Raw genomic sequence first — 18,824 nt, 5'->3', positions numbered from 1 at the left:
ACGAGACTTCGTCCTATTTTGATGACCGCTATTGCCACAATGGGAGCCTTAATTCCTCTAGCTATTGGAGCTGGTGGTGGTGGACTGATATCGAAAGGTCTAGCTATTACGGTTATCGGAGGTCTTGCAAGCTCGACTTTATTAACCTTAGTCATTGTGCCGATTGTGTATGAGCTTCTCTCTAAATTATTTAAGAAAAACCGTAAAGAAGTACTCGAGAATTAATCGTTTTAATAACAAGGTTACATCTGTATGGTATAGAGAATCATGAAACATAATCAGGATAAGACCGGGACAAAACATCTTTTAAAACATCACATTAGCGAAACTTGACATAATGTGTAATGGATGAAAACATCCATAACAAACCAAAAACCCTCCTTTTTCGAAAAAGGAGGGTTTTTTAAACTTAGCGGAGACAAGAAACGGAGACTCCAGTGGGAGGAAGTAGCCATGTCGAAAAAAGTTCATTCGGCAGCACCCAAATAAACGCGAAGTGTCTTGGGAGAGCGAACAGGCGGAAGCCTAAAATGAGTGGAATCATTGATTCGGGAGTATTGTCCCACCCTCGTCCTGTTCGTTGTTTTGTATGTGAATTTCTAACCGGTTGGTCCTTAAATATGTTAATGACTAATTAATGCTCATTTTGTTTCAAAAAAGACCTTCGTGTTAGATTATGAAGCCAATATCAGAAATTATATGACAAAACATCATGGTTTTTATGAATTTTTGCTAAAAATATATACGCTTTTATAGTATTTGATCACAATTACATCTCTTTTATGCGGTGATATCATAAATGATAAGTTCAAGAAATAAAGGTGAGGTGTAAAAAATGAATTATCAATTAGTTAGATGTGACATGAATGATCCAGCTGATTTGAGTGAATTAAAAAAAATGATAAATGAAAAAAAGATTAACCCCAAGCATATAAAAGCGATTATCGCTCAAACGGAGGGGGATGGTTATGCAAGAGGATATTCAACACTTGCTTTTCAAGTATTACTTTCAGAATATTTGAACATCAGTCACGAGGAAGTTTTTGAACAAATCCCAATGATGATGATTGGAAAAACAGGTGGTCTTATGTCACCGCATTATACGTTGTTTATAAGTGATGAAGATCAAGTGGGTGTAGATAAGAATGAGAATGAAAAGAGATTTGCCTTTGGAGTGTCGTCCACTCCTCGTTTAAATCCAGAACAAATAGGAACAGTAGCACAAATTGATTTAGTATCAGAGGCGGTAAAAAAAGCAATTTCTGAAGCAGAAATAGAGCTCGAGGATGTTAAGTGTGTTGAAATAAAATGTCCTTGGGGAGAGGGAGGAGCACGGTCTAAAGCGGCTTCTGCATTAGGTGCTGCTGTAGCATTGAATGAGGTAAATCGAGAGGAAATTAGTGAAGAAAGTATAAACACGGATCATTCCTTATATTCAGTGAAAACGTCTGTTTCAGCAGGTCAGGAACAGGTAGCGGTAAGAGTAATTGTGATGGGGAATTCCTCCAAATCAACTAGTAGTTGTTATATTGGGGCAGGTGTGATGAATGATGCACTAGATTTAGAAGGCTTAAAGCAGGCGATCAATGATTCTGGATTGCAGCATTCCTCTTCATTAAGTGATGAACAGAAAAGTCAGATCATTCAGATATTTGTTAATTGTGGGGCTGATGCTAAGCCAGATGTGCGTGGGAGAAGACATACGATGCATAGTGATGCTTTGTCTATGCATGCTGGCATATTAGCAAAGGCTGTAGCTAACGCTGTAGTAGGTAGCTATGTAGGGGAGACGAGAATTTTATGCTCCGCTGGTTCTGAACATCAAGGCCCTCAAGGTTCCAATTTAGTGGCAACAGTTGTTTCATTAGGAGGGGAATTGAATGATTAGAAAATGGTTTAACTATCATGCTCACCTTGATAAAGGATTTTTAATCCCACCCTATAAATATAAAGATGCAGCTGCACCGAAAAGAGCAGAATGGACGAGGGAAGCTAAAATTCATATGACTAAAGAGGAAATTAAAAAATCGGCTTCATTAGCTTTAGAGAAAATGCATCAGTTTGGTACCGTGTATGTTCGAACTCATGTAGATGTTGATTCATTATTTGAGTTAAGAGCTGTAGAGGCTTTGTTAGAGCTTAAGGAGCAATGGAAAGAAAAAATCATTATTGACATTATTGCCTTTAATCAGGAAGGGTTTGATCGTTTTCCAGAAACGGAAGTACTTTTAAAAGAGGCTTTAAAGCTTGGTGTTAATGGTATAGGTGGTCACACAAGTATCGATAAAAATGGAAAAGAGCATATAGATAAAATCTTTCAAATCGCAGAAAGTTCTTATTGTGATTGGATTGAATTTCATACAGACGAAACAGGGAGAGAGGATGATTTCCTTTTACCATATTTAGCGAATGAGGTAACAAACCGTCAATTAAAAGATAAGGTAACCGCTATTCATTGCTGCTCATTAGCAAATGTTGATGAAGTGCTTGCGCAAAAAACCATCGAAGAGGTAGCTTTATCTGAAATGACCGTTACAACTTGTCCGACGGCAATAGCAACTAGAAAGCTCACTAGAGTCAAGGATTTGGCAAATGCGGGTGTAACGATTCAATTAGGATCAGACAATTTAAGGGACTACTTTAATCCTTTAGGAAGTGGAAATATGCTTCAATATGCTCAGCTTCTTGCTTATGTGCAAAGGTTTTATGAATTAGAAGATATTAATCAATTGATAAGCTGGATAGAGGCAAAGCCGGAAAATGAAAGAGTTCAGAAACAACTAGAAAAGCTATCAGGACAATTTGAATATCCATTATATACTAATTCGGAATTGTTAGCAGAAGCACCTCATCCAAAAATTTCACATTTAAATTTGATTTAAAAAGGAGTGACAAATCATGCAAGTAAATACAGAACAAAGGGTATTAGCAGCAAAGCAAAAGGAACGCGCAAGATGGTCTATCCCTAATTCATTATGGTCTGTAATCACCTTAGTGGCGCTTATCTTACTTTGGCAGCTGTTAACCATTTTAATGAATATTCCAGCGTATGTTTTGCCGTCTCCTTTTGAAATTCTCTCGAGGTTTGTTGCGGAATTCAATACGCTAATAAGTCACTCTATGACTACGGTTATAGAAGTACTGTTAGGATTTGCACTTAGCCTTGCGGTAGGAATTCCGTTAGCCATTGCTATCGTCTATTCACGATATTTAGCGAATTCCTTTTATCCTATTTTAATTGCTATCCAATGTATACCGATGGTTTCTATTGCACCGATTCTAGTGATTTGGTTCGGTTATGGACTAACGACAAAGGTCTTGCTAGCATGTTTAATTTCTTTCTTTCCGATAGTCATTAATTCTGTTAATGGCTTTCGGGCACTCGATAAGGATATGCATGATTTAGGTCGCTCTATCGGAATATCTGAGTGGAAAAATTTTTATTACCTTAGATTGCCAAATGCACTCCCGCACCTTTTTGCAGGCTTCAAGGTAGGGATTACACTAGCGGTCGTAGGAGCGATTGTTGGAGAGTTTGTAGCTTCTGAGAGAGGGTTAGGGTACTTGCAATTAACAGCAAATGCAAGATTAGATACGGTGATGGTTTTTACAACCTTACTAATGCTCGCTATTTTGGGAATGCTGTTATTCTTCTCTGTTTATTTGCTAGAACGTCTTGTCATGCCTTGGTATCAGGCAAACAAAGCAGGAGGTGGAAAATAAGTGGGAACTTCTATTGAATTACAGCGTATTGAAAAAGTGTTTTATACGAAATCAGGTAATGTACAGGCATTACAAAATATTAATCTGAAAATCAAGCCAGGAGAGTTTTTATCGATCGTCGGACCGAGTGGTTGTGGGAAAAGTACGATTATGAGACTCATTGCAGGGTTAGACCAATCGACTGACGGGACCTTAAAAATAAATGGTTCCACTATTTCAGGTGTAGCAGGTGATATGGCAGTGGTTTTCCAAAGAGATGTACTTCTTGAATGGAAAACGATTCTTCAAAATGTTCTATTCCCGCTTGAATTAAAAGGCATTACTTGGTTTCATCGTAGGAATCATCAAACGAATAGGTCGAAGGCTATCGACTTATTAGAAGCGGTTGGATTAAAAGGTTTTGAAGATAAATATCCTCACGAACTCTCAGGAGGAATGCGTCAACGTGTTGCAATTTGCCGTGCGCTCATTCAAGAGCCGAAGCTATTATTGATGGATGAGCCCTTCGGTGCGTTGGACGCCTTAACAAGAGAACAGATGATGACTGATTTACTCAAGCTCTCTGATAAATATGGATTTACGACTGTATTTATTACGCACAGTATTGAAGAAGCCGTATTTCTATCAGATAGAGTCGTAGTCATGTCAGGTAGACCTGGAACGATATTAGAGGAGTTTCCTATTTCTTTAAGTCGACCTCGGAATGGTGATGTGAGAACAGAGGGAGATTTTACATCGTATGTAAAACAAATTCGCTCTGTGTTTAAAGCGCAGGGAATTCTAGCAGAAGTTTAAAAATTAGGGAGGTTTCTTATGAAAAGAAATGAATTTTTCTTAATAATGATTAGTTGTGTATGTTTAGTGTTAGCTGCATGTGGAGATGATTCATCAGAAACAACCGCTCAAACAAGTGAAGAAGCCGATCTATTTGAACAGGAAACAGGAATTGGGGCACCGGAACAAACGGATGTCACTCTGCGTCTTAATTGGAAGTTTAAAGGAGAGTTTGCCCCGTTATTTATAACGAAAGAAAAGGGCTTTTTTGAAGAATACGGTTTAAATGTTGAGGTTCTAGAAGGGAATGGAGCCGCTCAGGTCATGCAAGGAGTTTCACAAGGAAATGAGGAATTTGGAATTACTTCTACAATTGAGCCAGCTCAAGGAAGAGTTGAAGGTATGCCTATAAAAATGATTGCCTCCTATATGAGTCGTTCTCCTTTTTTAATAGTGTCTTACCCAGATAATCCTGTTGAAACACCAAAGGATTTAGAAGGGAAAAGCATATCTTTATCTATATCCTCCTCCTTAGCAAATGTTTTTCCCAATTTTTTAGCTGGAAATGGTGTAGATGAAAGTAAGGTCCAATCATTCCCGGTCGAAACATCGGCTCGAAATGCTTTATTCTTTAACAAGGAAGTAGATGCTATAGCGATTTTCTCATCTAATGAATATCCGATCTTTGAGAAAGAATTAGGTCTTGAGCTAACTCCTTTATATATGGCTGATTATGGATTTGATTTAGCCAGTTTAACGGTTATTAGTAATGAAGATTTTCTTGAAGAGAATCCTAATACAGTCAAACGGTTTTTAGCCGCTTTGGATAAGGGGTTTGCTTATACTTTTGAAAATCCAGAGGAAGCAGCCGAGATTTCAGTAGAATTATTTCCTGACGCGACGGATATAGAAACAACTCTCTCACAAATTGAAAGATTAGAAGAGATAGCATTGTTTGATGGTGTTCCATTCGGTTGGATGTCAGAAGAGAAAATGGAAACAACCTTAGACATATTGGAAGAGAGTCTACTCATTTCTGAAAGGTATGATTTAGCCGATTATTATACAAATGAATTTTTACTAGATGAATAAGGAATGAAGGGTAGGTTTTCACTATTGAATAATGGTTTAAAGAAGCTCATACAAGCGAGTAAGCAAGCTTTAGTCATCGTTGATATGCAAAACGATTTTATAGAGGAGGGAGGAGCCTTTAGTCAAGGGGGCTTCAATGTCCGTTCGTTTGAACCCATTATCTCTGTTATACAAAAGTTACTAAAAACAGCCAGAATACAAGAAATCCCGGTTATCTATTTGACAATGGTTCATGATCAAAATAATGATGGTCAAAAGGCTTGGAAAAAAAGAAGAGAAGCATTCAATCATCCTAATAGCTGTCGAAGAAATACATGGGGCGTTCAGTTGATTGAACGCCTCAAGCCTTTACAGAGTGAATGTATCATTCAGAAGCATCGTTATAACGGCTTTACTAATTCTCAATTACAAAATTATTTAACAGAAAAGGGAATTGAAAGTTTAATATTTACTGGAGTGAATACTAATGTATGTGTGGAAGCTACGGCAAGAGCTGCACATGACCTAGATTATCATGTAGCACTTATAGAAGATGCAACAGCAACAGCCTATGAAGATGCCTATTTAGCTAGTTTACGAAATTTTGAAAGACATTTTGGTCTAGTGATGAAAAGTGAGGAATGGATTAAAAGCGTATCATACGTTAAGTGAAGAAGCGTATTCTCTTTACTTTTAAAAGGAGTGAAAATAGGTGCTTGATCAATTATTTTTAAATGTAGGAAATCCTGATTTTGTAGCTCCTATGAATATAGGGATTAAAAATGGTGAAATCTGTTATCTGCGTCCTCACAAAGAGAGTCCCCCTCTATCAAAAAAACAACTAGATGTAAAAAATAAAATCATACTTCCAAGCTTAGTCGAAAGTCATATACATTTGGAAAAAGCCTTTATGTTACATGAACTTCCTAAGGATATTACAAGCTTAAAAAAAGCCATAGAAGAAACGGCTAAATTAAAAGAAACCTTGTCTAAAGAGGAAATAAAAAGTCGATGTTTTAAAGTTCTTGAAAAATCTCTTCGCTATGGTGTAACTAAAATGCGCGCACAAGTTGAAATAGACCCGTTTATGGAATTACGCGCTCTAGAAACGATAGTAGAGGTGAAAGAAGAAATCAAACATCTAATCGATTTGCAAATCGTCGCATTTCCACAGGAGGGAATATTTTTCCATGAAAATATGGAGCTTTTGATGGAAACTGCTATGGAGCAGGGTGCTGATGTAGTGGGTGGTATTACTTATAATGACCGAAATTTACATGAGCACTTAAACTTTACCTTTCAGCTCGCCAAAAAATACAATGCAGATATTGATTTGCATACAGATTTTTCTGATAATCCAGAGGAACTGGCTATTTTAGATGTGATTAAATGGACGAATAAGTATAAAATGCAGGGGAGAGTGTCAGTTGGGCATTTAACCTCGCTTGCCTCTATCGAACAAAAAAAAGCAAGAGCCATTGCAGTCGAAATAGCCAAGTCTGGTATAACGGTTATTGCCTTACCGTTAACCGACTTTTATTTGAATGGAAGAAAGGATGAGCAGGCTGTTAGAAGAGGTGTGACACCTGTTAAACTTTTGTTAGAAGAGGGTGTAAATGTTATTTATGGAAGCAACAATATTCAAAATGCTTTTACTCCTTATGGCGAAGGTAATCCTATAGATGCAGGTGCTTTACTTGCACAGGTTCATTATTTTTATAATGATGTAGAAATGAAGCAGCTATTGGATATGATTACTTATAAGGCGGCAAATGCATTAGGCTTTAATCAATACGGATTAAAGCTAGGTCACGATGCTGATTTAGCCATGTTTGATACGACAGACTATACACAGATTATTCTTTCTAAAGCACTGTGTGAAGCCGTTTATAGAAAAGGAGAATTGGTCGCTAGTACAACGGTAACTAAAATGAACAAGCTAGATATAGGAGTAGGGAGCGTTAGATAGAAGGATTTTAGCATGAAGCAGGTGTGGACGAATGTGTTATTCGTTAAAGTAATTGAAAAGAAACAAAAAAAAGCACGGAATCCATTTAAAAGATTCTTTTAATGGTGATGTATGAGAAAAATGTAGTCGTCTTGCTGAACAGCTGAAGGAAAGCTACTCTATTTATTACAAAAAATGAGCTTTTTCCAAAATTAAAAAATTCTAATGATTTTGTAAAAGCTTTAAACATGGAACGTGCTATGGCCTCTTATCTGAACCGAAAAGACCTATTTATCAAGGGTGAAACTATAATTGAAGAAGTAGAATAATTCTACCTTAAAATAAAATGATAGACATCACTGGCGCTTCAGCTAAAATGATAAGCATATCCAATTTTATGAAAGTAAGGGGGAATGGATATGGACTCAGCTAAGCGTGGGTTAACCATTGAAGGATTATTACAGCTTGAGCCTATGAGTGGTTCAGTAGTAAAAGCCGCTCATCGGAATACGAATCGAGTCATTTCAAGAATAAATATCATCGGTGGACCTGATATATTAAATTGGGTAAGACCTGGAGAATTCATAGTAACGAATGGCTACCCATTTCAGGATAATCCTGAAGCGTTCGCAGACATGATTCCTCAATTACAAGAAAGAAATATAGCGGGTATTGGAATTAAGGTTAGAAGATTTCTAAGGGAAATACCTGAAAGCCTTCTAAAGAATGCAGAAGAGGTTGGTTTTCCTGTTGTTGAAATACCTCCAGACACAACTTTTTCTGACATTGTCCGTGTTGCGATGGAAGAAATTTTCTTTAAAGAGTCAGAGCATATTATGACTTTATATGACCGAGTCCAATTTGTTAGTCAGGAGTTGGCGAAGGGTCAATCTATAGAAGAGGTTATCCACCAATTTGAACATAGAATGGGTAATCCGATTATTATTTATGATTTAGAGGGAAATATTATTGCCCCATTATTAGAAAAAATAATAGATAAAGACGATTTATATCAATTAGTAAGTCAAATTGAAAGAAAAACAGGAATTGGCCTATCAAAAATTTCATTAGATTCAGAAGACATTTATTGCTTTTCAACCCCACTATTAAATGAGTATTCTAAGAGACATATTTCGTTTATTGCTTGTCTTGAGACGAACTACCAATTAACCGAAATAGATTGCTTAACCATTGAAAAAATAAGTGATTTATTAAGTATGGAATTAACCCATTTGTCGGCTAAAAAGAAAATTGAGCAAAAGTATATGGAGCAATTTTTGAGTGATTTATTTATGGGAGAAGCCTTAACTGAATCGGATATCCATTTAAGGCTAACTGCCTTTGACCTGTCGCTAGAGCATAACTTTTATCAAGTACTGATGATTGATCAAGTTAGCTCAAATAATGATATTTATCAGTATTTGAAGAGCTTTCCATCTGAAAGAGATTTTTTAATGATTGGTACGACATTTAAGGGGAAGCTCACGTTATTATTAGCAGCTGATAACTGTGAAAAATTAAAGGAACAGATGGTTTTGATCGATCAAAGAGTGACGAAATTTCATAACAGTAAAAAGGTGAATGAATCTCATAGAATATATGTGGGAAGTCCAGTTTCGGTATTGTTAGAAATTTCAAAAAGCTTTAAGGAAGCGAGTCGTGTGTATCACATTATGAACAAATATCAAGTTACTGAAACTCTTCACAAATATGAAAATATGCATATTTACCGACTGCTTTACCTTTTGCCAGAAAACGAAGAGGTCGCTCAATATATCGATCAGTTTTTACAGCCATTAAGAGATGCGTCTATTAATAGCATCGATTATTTAAAAACACTAGAAGTCTATTTTCAAGCCAATCAGAATGTAAAATTAACAGCGAAGAAAATGTATACTCACTATAATACGATTGTTTATCGGTTGGCAAAAATAGCAGAGCTATTAGATTTAGATTTAAAAAACCCTGAAAACCTATTAGAATTACAAATTGCATTAAAGTTAGAACGGTTAAAAAGTGGAAAAGGATAGAAGGAGGAAAATATATGGACTCTTATAAGGTGTGGAAAAAACGTTGGAATACTAAATATGAAAATGTTGAAGGTACATTGAATGGATATACTTTCGCTGTAAAGGACGTTATCGCATTCAAGGATCACATTAGCTCAGCTGGTAATCCTGATTGGGAAAAGCGAGGGATTGTTGCGGAAAACACGTCACAAATAATAGAAAAGCTATTATTAAATGGAGCTGAATTAAAGGGCTTTACTCATACTGATGAGCTTATGTTTGGTTTAAATGGAGAGAATGAACATTATGGAACACCCGTAAATCCTCTTCATCACCTTCATATTCCAGGTGGCTCATCAAGTGGATCAGCGGTGGCGGTATCGGCGGATTTGGTTGATTTTGCTATCGGTACCGATACGGCAGGGTCGGTTCGAGTGCCTGCTAGTTACTGTGGTATTTACGGTTTTAGACCAACTCATGGAGTGATTCCACTTGATGGAGTGATTCCTTTAGCTGACAGATTTGATACGGTTGGCTGGTTCTCGAAAAATCCACATCTTTTGTATGAAGTTGGGGAGGTATTATTACCAAAAACGCCTCAAATACATGAAAAGTCATTTAAAACGGTTTTAATCGCTTCAGAGCTTGAAGAGGTTTATGATGCAAAATTTCAACCAATCTATCAGCAATGGATTTCTGAATTAACAGGGAAAGGCTATGAAGTGAGGAAAATTAATCTTCCATTTTCTCTAAAATCAGCTCTTTCAACATTCAGAATGATACAAGGTTATCAAATTTGGAATAATCACGGTAAATGGATCGAAACTTATCAACCAAAGTTTGGAAAAGAAGTGGAGGCACGGTTTAAATGGAGCTCTACCATAACCCTTAGTGAAAAGGAAAAGGCAGAGGATGAGCTTGCTCTATTAAAGCAGCAAATAGAAGAATTGCTTCATGAAGATCAGTTGTTAATGATGGCTACGACCCCGTCAGTAGCGCCACGTTTGAAAGGAAGTGAAGAGGATATTCGAGTCAAATCGATTATGTTAACGAGCTTAAGTGGAATTGCTCAGCTACCACAAGTTTCTATTCCTAATAGCTATCCAGATGGTTTAGCACAAGGAGTATCCTTTTTGGCCAAAAACGGCCAAGATCAATCATTATTATCCTTTGCAAAAAAACTTTCACCAGTTATAAATAATAGCTAGTTTTTCTTAAAGTCTATATCCGAATAATTGGATATCTGTTTATTCTAAATCTAAAATTTTGAAAGAGTGATTCTATGAAATTATCAACCATTAAGTTAAATGGAAAAGAAGAGTCGGCTTTTTACTTCGATTCAGGATATATACCACTTTCAATTATTAACCAACATTTTCATGTTCAATGGCCCCTTTCCTTTGAAAGTATTTTGAAAGAAGGATTGTATGAAAGTGTACTGGAGTGGTATCAACAACATGAGAATGAGTTGAAGGTAATGGAAAAGGTAGGATTTGACCAAGCTATTTCAGCCCCCCTCTTTCGAAGTCCAGGGAAAATAATTGGTATTGGAATGAACTATGAAAATAACTTAGGTAAGCATCAAGATTATATCGAACCAGTAAGTTTTATGAAGCCCTCTACAAGTATTGTCGGACAAGGCGCATATATTATCATTCCTTCATTTTCAAAGGAAACAACCGCGGAAGCTGAGTTAGCGATTATTATTAAAGAGGATTGTAAAAATGTCTCAGTTGCTGAAGCGCCTAATAAAATCGCTGGTTACACGACTTCTCTTGATATGACGGAGGCTGCTATTCATAGAGAGAATCCTAGATATTTAACACGAGCAAAAGGTTTTGATACCTTTTTAAGTATAGGACCCACTTTTTTGTCGGCTTCTGAAATCAATAATCTAGAACAGCTTGAAGTAAAAACAGTTAAAAATGGCGAAGAGATTGCGAAAAATAATGTTACAAATATGCGGTATTCTCCTTATTTCATTGTTTCTTTTCTATCACAGTCTCTTACTTTAAAGGCTGGAGATATTTTATTAACGGGTACACCAGGATCTGTTGAAATTAATGATGGAGATGAAGTGAGCTGTCAAATTAACAACTTTCCAGTATTAATTAATAAAGTTAGGGTTGAATCTGTAAGTTTATAGTAGAGTTGTCATATACCGTATTTAGCTTGTCGTTTATGTCTTATTTAAGGCATTCGACAGGCTTTTTTATTTTATAAATGAGCCGATAAATAATAGACGGTTATAGAAATGGATTTGTTTTGAAATATGTCTTGAATGTTTGCGAAATCACTCGTAGATTATAACGGTAGGTAGTGAGACTCCCGAAGGATAAGCGCCGTTTGAAGATCCACTCTGACGAAGCTCTGCATAGTCAGAGTTAGCTGAAGACAAGCCCTTGGGAAAGCATCTACCTAAAGAGAAAATCAAACACCTAATCGTTCGGTTTTTTTATTAAAAGAAAAATGTTTGTAAATTAACTTGTTGATTATAACGGTAGGTAGTGACTCCCAAAGGATGAGCGCCGTTTGAAGATCCACTCTGACGTAGCTCTGCGTAGTCAGAGTTAGCTGAAGACAAGCCCTTGGGAAAGCATCTACCTCAAGTGGAAATCAAAACCTAACCGCTCGATTTTATTATAAAGATGTAGTGAAATGTTTGCGAATTTACTCGTTGATTGAAACGGTAGGTAGTGACTCCCAAAGGAACAGCGCAGTCTGAAAATCCACTCTGGCGAAGCTCTGCATAGTCAGAGTTAGCTGAAGACAAGCCCTTAGGAAAGCATCTACCTAAAGTGAAAATCAAAACCTAATCCCTCCGTTTTCATTAAAAGATGTGAATGATGAAATGGGTTCAATCGATTAAAAATTAATTTAAAGAGAAAATGATTAAATAGATGTGATTAGACATAATTTTTAACAAAAAAAGGAATAATAAAGAGTAAATGAATAGGGATTTAATAGATTAAACTTAATATTTAGTACAATATTTTCATAAAATATGCTTTAATATACCTATATACAGATTATTTGTATATAATTATTAGTACATAAGTCCCTTTTATAAGTGTGAATATTTTATTATTTAAGTAGGTGAAGATATGAAAGAGGAATTAGATGATAAAAAAGTATTAATGAATCAAGTATCAAAATTTAAAAATGGTATCGATTTTGAAAAACAATTTACGAAAAGTCAAAAGAAAATTATCAATGCTGCTACAGAACTCTTCTCTACACATGGGTTTGAAAAAAGCTCAACTATTGATATTGCTAAAGCAGCAGGTGTTGCAGAGATTACTTTATTTAGAAATTTTAAATCGAAAAATAACTTATTGTATCAGTTACTCGCACCAACAATAGCTGAACTTTCGAAAAAGAGTAACATTAATAACGAAAAGTATTTATTACCAGAAGAGATTATAAAAGTGCAGATGACAGACCGGATTAATTTAGTTCAAGATAACAAGATTGAGATGAATATTTTATTAAAGGAATTTATTAATCACGAAGAGGTAAGAGAAGCGATTTTAGAACACATATCAGATCCTTTGAAAAATAGCATAGCTCATTTTTTAGAAGACAAAATAGAAAAGGATTATTTCAGAGATATTAATGTAAAAGCTGCCTCTAGTATATTTATGTATTGCTTGTTAGGGTTTACTATTAGTACATATGTATTAAAAATAGAGCCTTTCTCAGATGATACAAACGAAATCGTGGAATCATTTATGGATATTATTTTACACGGGTTATATAAATAAAAAATAATGAAGGTTAAAATTGGATTAGTATCTGTGCTTTGAGTTATTGCCCTTTTTCTATTATAATGGTCTAATAGAGAGAAAGAATTATTTGAAAATTCCACAAAAGTCAAAGAAAAGGGCAAAAACATCCTTTTATTTTAGTCAGTTAAACGGCTAGTATTTATTTTTTAAATTTTAGGACTTTTTCAATGATATTTACAGGGGTGTGGAGTGAAGGTAATGGAGGTAATGAAATGATTGATCTTACTGATAATAATGCTTCATTGAGAAACGACGTAAAAAAATTAGGAAATATGCTTGGTGAAATTCTTGTTCATCAGGGGGGCATTGAGCTTTTTAATAAAGTTGAATCCATACGTGAAATGACCAAAAGCTTAAGGCAAAACTATGACCATAGTGTTTATAGCAAATTAAAAGAAGAGATTAATAGTTTAGAATCACCAACAAGGCAACAGGTTATTCGTGCCTTCTCAATTTATTTTCACCTAGTAAATATCGCTGAGCAAAATCATCGTATCCGACGAAGAAAACAATATCAGCTTCAAGATGGTGCGAAACTACAGGCTTTTTCTTTAGAGAAAGCAGTCTCTTCCTTAAAGGATTTGGAGATGAATAAGGAAGAAATTAAAGATGTGCTATCCAATTTATCAATTGAACTTATTATTACGGCTCATCCTACAGAAGCAACGAAAAGAACCGTATTAGAAATACAAAAGAGAATATCGAAAATACTATATCAATTAGATTCTCCATTGGTATCAAAAAAAGAACGAGAATTGTTAGAGGAAGATTTATTTAATGAAGTGACTACACTTTGGCAAACGGATGAGTTGCGTTATCGAAAGCCTAATGTATTAGATGAAGTTAGAAATGGACTTTATTATTTTGATGAAACCCTTTTTAATATTATTCCTGACGTACACCAAAATCTTGAGCAGGAATTAAAGGAGTACTTCCCAGAGCATCAATTAGACGTTCCTAACTTTTTACATTTTGGTTCATGGATCGGTGGAGACCGAGATGGAAATCCTTTTGTTACACCAGAAGTGACCTGGGAAACATTAAAGCTTCAAAGAGATTTAGTATTGAAAAAATATGAAGAAGCCATTATTGACTTAATGAAGCGATTTAGTCAATCAAGCTCTAGAGTGGCCATTAATGATTCCTTCCACCATCATGTTGAGGAACAAGAAGGAACTTACTTAAATGAGCAAGAGGCATGGGCAGTAAAAGGCGAAATATACCGTCGAAAGTTTGCTGTCATTTTAAAAAGAATTCGTGAAGTTGGTCAATCCTCTTTAGGATATCAAAAGTCAGAGGATTTATTAGAAGATTTAGTCATGATAAAAAAATATGCTGAAGAGCATCAGCCTTCTAATAATCGCTTAAAATCAATTCGTAAATTAATACGTCAGGTTGAGTTATTTGGGTTCCATTTAGCAACCTTAGATATTCGAAATCATAGTAGTGAGCATGAACATGCAGTTGCTGAACTATTAAAGGTAGTGAAAGTGTGTGACAACTATGCTTCTTTAGATGAATCTGAAAAAATGGAAGTTCTAAAAAGTGTGTTGTCTGAACCAAGACCACTTTCGTTATTTGAAGGGGATTACTCTGAACAAACGCAAAAAGTCCTTAAGGTTTTTAAGCTTATTCGTCAAGCTCATTTAGAATTTGGCTCTCGCTCGATTGAGGTTTACTTAGTAAGTATGACTCAATCAGCTAGTGATTTGTTAGAGGTTCTTGTTTTAGCTAAAGAGGCTGGAATTTATCGATTACATGCAGATGGTACTGTGGAAAGTGGATTGCATGTCGCGCCGCTTTTAGAAACGATCGATGATTTGGTTGCAGGACCACATATTATGAAAACTTTATTTGAATTGGATTTATATCGTCATCACCTTCAAGAAAAAGGAGATCATCAAGAAATCATGCTTGGTTACTCTGATGGAAGTAAGGATGGCGGAACATTAACGGCTAACTGGAAGCTGTTTAAAGCTCAGCAGGAAATCCATGAAATGGCTCGTGACTACAACATTCGCTTAAAATTCTTCCACGGAAGAGGTGGCTCGTTAGGAAGAGGTGGTGGTCCTTTAAATCGAAGTATCCTTTCTCAGCCAATGGAAACTTTAGGTGATGGGGTTAAAATTACAGAGCAGGGTGAAGTGCTATCGTCTCGTTACTTATTCGAAGATATTGCCTTCCGAAATTTAGAGCAGGCTGCTTCTGCACTATTAGAAGCAACAGCGACCGTATCTAAAAAAACCGAGCATGGGCATTTTCGTGAGACCGAATGGGAAGAAGCAATGGAGGAAATCTCAAAAGTTTCTTTACGTAAGTACCAATCTTTAGTATTTGAAGACGAAGATTTCCTAACTTATTTTAATCAAGCTACCCCATTAAAGGAACTAGGTAAATTAAATATTGGTTCTAGGCCAACTAGTCGAAAAAACAGTCAAAAATTTGAAGATTTAAGAGCGATACCTTGGGTATTTGCATGGACGCAGTCCAGACAAATGATTCCAGCTTGGTATGCTGCAGGGTCTGGTTTTAAGGCATTTGTTGAAAAAGATGCTAAGAATTTAGAATTACTTCAACAAATGTACCAAAAATGGCCGTTTTTCCATTCGACTATTAATAATTTACAGATGGCCTTAATGAAGGCTGATTTACCAACAGCTAAGGAGTATTTACATTTAGTGAAAGATCAAGAAATAGCGAAACGAATTTTCTCTGATATTAGCAATGAGTACGAAACGACGAAAGAGTTATTGTTGAAAATCTCAGGGAATCAGGAATTGCTTGATCATATGCCTAATATTAGAGAATCTGTTCGAAGAAGAAATCCGTATGTAGATCCTCTTAATTTCTTACAGGTGGATTTAATTCAAAAACTACGACAGGAAGAAAATCCAGGAGAAGAATTAATGACAGAGGTTTTACTTACAATAAGTGGAGTGGCTGCAGGTTTAGTCAATACAGGTTGATAATAGTAAGAGCCGTGATGAATGTTTAACTATTCCATCGCGGTTCTTATTTTTATTAGATAGATTGACAGCTTTTGTCGCATGTGATAATTTTACAAAAGAGAACCAAAATGGATTTCTAACAGAGGAGAATGTTGATGAGTGTGAGTGTTCTTAACTAACCGTTAATTAAATACGGATTTAAAAGGCTTTTTGAATGGAAAAAAATTTCTTTCCTATTCGTTTATTTGTGTTGCCTTTTAATTTGTTAAGAACAATAATCATAGTCAGGATGAAAAGATAAAAAATAAAGAGCGGATACAGCTCTATTTTTATCACTATGACAATAGGTCGTAGTGTTTTTATTTTAGAAATCTCTGAACCACGATGAGCTTTGTTCATGGTGGTTTTTTTGGTTCCAAAAAATTAGGAGGCCAGACAAGAACATGAATCAACATACCTTTCTTACGTTAGAATTTAATAAAGTATTAGAACAGATTGCGAACTATACAAGAACAGCGTGGGCAAAAGATAATATTTTACAAATAAAACCGAAATATCATCGTCATATAATAGAAAAAGAGCTTTTAGAGGTCGAAGAAGCAAAGAAAATTTTGCAGATTAGTTCAAGTGTTCCTATTCATTCAACTGATGTAATACAAAATTATATGGAGCAAGCAAATAAAGGACTGTTCTTGAATCCTGAACAATTTATGCTTATTTTATCTTTCCTTGATCATTGTCAAAAGCTAAAAAGGTTTATGAAAAATAAAGACGCGGTCGCTCCAAATATAACGAACTTCGTATATTCCTTTGGAGACATGACTTCTCTAATGGAAAAAATAAATCAATCTATTCGTAATGGTAAAGTAGATGATCATGCAACGAATGAATTGTTAACCATTCGGCGACAAATGTATCAAATAAAAACGAAGCAAAAAGAGAAAGCGTCAGCACTTTTAAAATCAAAAAAATATGCTCCTTTATTGCAAGAAAACTACTTGATAGAAAGAGAGGGACAATTGGTGTTGTCCATAAAAAAGGAGCATCGAAAAAAAGTAAATGGAACGATTGTTGATACATCTTCATCAGGTTCCACCATTTATATAGAGCCAGCTGAGTTAGCGGAAATAAGAGAGCAACTACACTATATGAAGCTAGCTGAAGAACATGAAGTTGAAAAGATATTATATCAATTAACGGCTTTATTTTTAACCTATGAGATCGAAATTAAGGTGGCTACAGATGTAATGTATCAATATGACTTTATCTTTGCAAAAGCAAAGTACAGCATAGAAATAAATGGAACCAGTCCTATTTTAAATAATAAAAAAATAATTGATTTAAACGAGGTAAGACATCCTTTATTAAAGGAAAAGGCGGTACCCTTGACTATATCCTTTGGAGCCAATGAAAGGGCTTTGGTTATAACTGGTCCAAATACGGGAGGAAAGACGGTCACATTAAAAACCGTTGGTCTAATGATACTATTCGCTCAGTCTGGAATTCATGTGCCTGCTAAGAACGGAACGAGCCTACCTATATTTACGAGTATATTTGTCGATATCGGAGACGGACAAAGTATTGAAAGTAATTTAAGTACTTTTAGCTCGAGGCTTGTAAATATGATAGACATTCTACAAAAAGTAAGCAGTGACTCTCTTGTTTTAGCAGATGAATTAGGATCGGGGACTGATCCAAGTGAAGGAATGAATTTAGCAGTCGTATTATTAAAGCAATTATTTGAAAAGGGAGCGACATTATTTGCAACAACTCATTATAGTGAAATGAAAGAATTTGCTGACCAAACAGAAGGGTTTCTGAATGCTTCTATGGAATTTGACCTTGAAAGCTTACTTCCTACTTACAGATTATTAATAGGAGAAGCTGGGAAAAGCCAAGCTTTTCAAATTGCTCACAAGCTAGGTCTTCATCCATGTTTAATTGAGGAAGCGCATCAACTAACCTATGGTACTAAACCTAAGTTTTTGACTCCACTTACTCAGGAAACATTGTCTAATGCTTTTTACAGTGACCAAATCAAGATTAACAAAAAGTCATCTATTTCCATAAGAAAAGAGAATAAAGAAACAAAGGAATTAGAAAAGTGGAATCAAGGAGATACAGTAGAAATTTTAAAGACCGGTGAAACGGCCGTTGTTTATCAGGGGCCAAATGAAAAAGGTGACTATTTCATTGTAATAAAGGGTGAAAAAATATGGATTAATCACCGGCGATTAAGGCTCCAGCAAAGAGCGGAAGAGCTATACCCTGAAGGATATGATTTTGATATTTTATTTCAATCGAAAAAGTACCGTAAATTAAAAAAACAAATGAACAAAAGGCATGTTAACGATTTCCTTGAAGAGGAATAGAAAATAAGTGCTTTTAGCAAAGTTAGCTTTCAGAGTCACTTATTCTTATGAAGTAGAGCTTCGCAAATAAGCTGAGAGATACTGTGAATCAAACAGATAGAAAAAAGCGAGGCCGCCGTTTAATAGGAGCGGGCATCATGAGAAGAGGCAGCTGACACCGAGCCGATTACGGTCAAAAGGGAGTCTTCAAC

General features: G+C 35.6%; 14 protein-coding genes. All 14 read left to right on the top strand.

Features of this window, described 5'->3' with window-relative positions:
* On the top strand, positions 1-225 hold a 225-nt coding region (locus AZF04_RS12115; protein ID WP_153017255.1), incomplete at its 5' end, for an efflux RND transporter permease subunit.
* 610 nt (positions 226-835) lie between these two features.
* Positions 836-1,888: a ring-opening amidohydrolase gene (locus tag AZF04_RS12110; protein ID WP_061948951.1), complete on the top strand. Its 1,053-nt coding sequence runs from the start codon at positions 836-838 to the stop codon at positions 1,886-1,888.
* On the top strand, positions 1,881-2,882 hold the full coding sequence (locus AZF04_RS12105; protein WP_061948950.1) for an amidohydrolase family protein: 1,002 nt from the start codon (positions 1,881-1,883) through the stop codon (positions 2,880-2,882). The genes AZF04_RS12110 and AZF04_RS12105 overlap by 8 nt, the downstream gene beginning before the upstream one ends.
* Positions 2,883-2,898: 16 nt before the next feature.
* Positions 2,899-3,723 (top strand): ABC transporter permease, encoded by an 825-nt coding sequence (locus tag AZF04_RS12100; protein WP_061948949.1) that lies wholly within the window; start codon positions 2,899-2,901, stop codon positions 3,721-3,723.
* Positions 3,724-4,518, top strand: a complete 795-nt coding sequence (locus tag AZF04_RS12095; RefSeq protein WP_061948948.1) for an ABC transporter ATP-binding protein — start codon at positions 3,724-3,726, stop codon at positions 4,516-4,518.
* Between the two features lie 18 nt (positions 4,519-4,536).
* Positions 4,537-5,589: an ABC transporter substrate-binding protein gene (locus AZF04_RS12090; protein ID WP_061948947.1), complete on the top strand. Its 1,053-nt coding sequence runs from the start codon at positions 4,537-4,539 to the stop codon at positions 5,587-5,589.
* A gap of 24 nt (positions 5,590-5,613) precedes the next feature.
* Positions 5,614-6,240, top strand: coding sequence for a cysteine hydrolase family protein (locus AZF04_RS12085; RefSeq protein WP_235599983.1), 627 nt, complete (start codon positions 5,614-5,616; stop codon positions 6,238-6,240).
* A gap of 40 nt (positions 6,241-6,280) precedes the next feature.
* Entirely contained in the window at positions 6,281-7,537 is a 1,257-nt protein-coding gene (locus tag AZF04_RS12080) for an amidohydrolase family protein (RefSeq protein ID WP_235599982.1), read from the top strand.
* Positions 7,538-7,935: 398 nt separating this feature from the next.
* The gene (locus AZF04_RS12075; protein ID WP_161485266.1) at positions 7,936-9,546 is read left to right on the top strand and encodes a PucR family transcriptional regulator ligand-binding domain-containing protein; all 1,611 of its coding nucleotides are present in this window, start codon (positions 7,936-7,938) and stop codon (positions 9,544-9,546) included.
* Positions 9,547-9,560: 14 nt separating this feature from the next.
* Positions 9,561-10,733 (top strand): amidase, encoded by a 1,173-nt coding sequence (locus AZF04_RS12070; protein ID WP_061948944.1) that lies wholly within the window; start codon positions 9,561-9,563, stop codon positions 10,731-10,733.
* Between the two features lie 74 nt (positions 10,734-10,807).
* Positions 10,808-11,671, top strand: coding sequence for a fumarylacetoacetate hydrolase family protein (locus AZF04_RS12065; protein WP_061948943.1), 864 nt, complete (start codon positions 10,808-10,810; stop codon positions 11,669-11,671).
* 958 nt (positions 11,672-12,629) lie between these two features.
* Positions 12,630-13,289 (top strand): TetR/AcrR family transcriptional regulator, encoded by a 660-nt coding sequence (locus tag AZF04_RS12060; protein ID WP_061948942.1) that lies wholly within the window; start codon positions 12,630-12,632, stop codon positions 13,287-13,289.
* Positions 13,290-13,525: 236 nt separating this feature from the next.
* On the top strand, positions 13,526-16,279 hold the full coding sequence (gene ppc, locus AZF04_RS12055) for a phosphoenolpyruvate carboxylase (protein ID WP_061948941.1): 2,754 nt from the start codon (positions 13,526-13,528) through the stop codon (positions 16,277-16,279).
* A gap of 425 nt (positions 16,280-16,704) precedes the next feature.
* Complete coding sequence (locus AZF04_RS12050; RefSeq protein WP_061948940.1) at positions 16,705-18,633, top strand: endonuclease MutS2; 1,929 nt, start codon at positions 16,705-16,707, stop codon at positions 18,631-18,633.
* The last annotated feature ends 191 nt before the right edge of the window (positions 18,634-18,824 follow it).

It is taken from the genome of Alkalihalobacillus trypoxylicola, from assembly GCF_001590785.1.
GTDB lineage: Bacteria > Bacillota > Bacilli > Bacillales > Bacillaceae_D > Alkalihalobacillus > Alkalihalobacillus trypoxylicola.
Note: the sequence above shows the minus strand (reverse complement) of the source record. Positions and strands in the feature narration are given on the sequence as shown.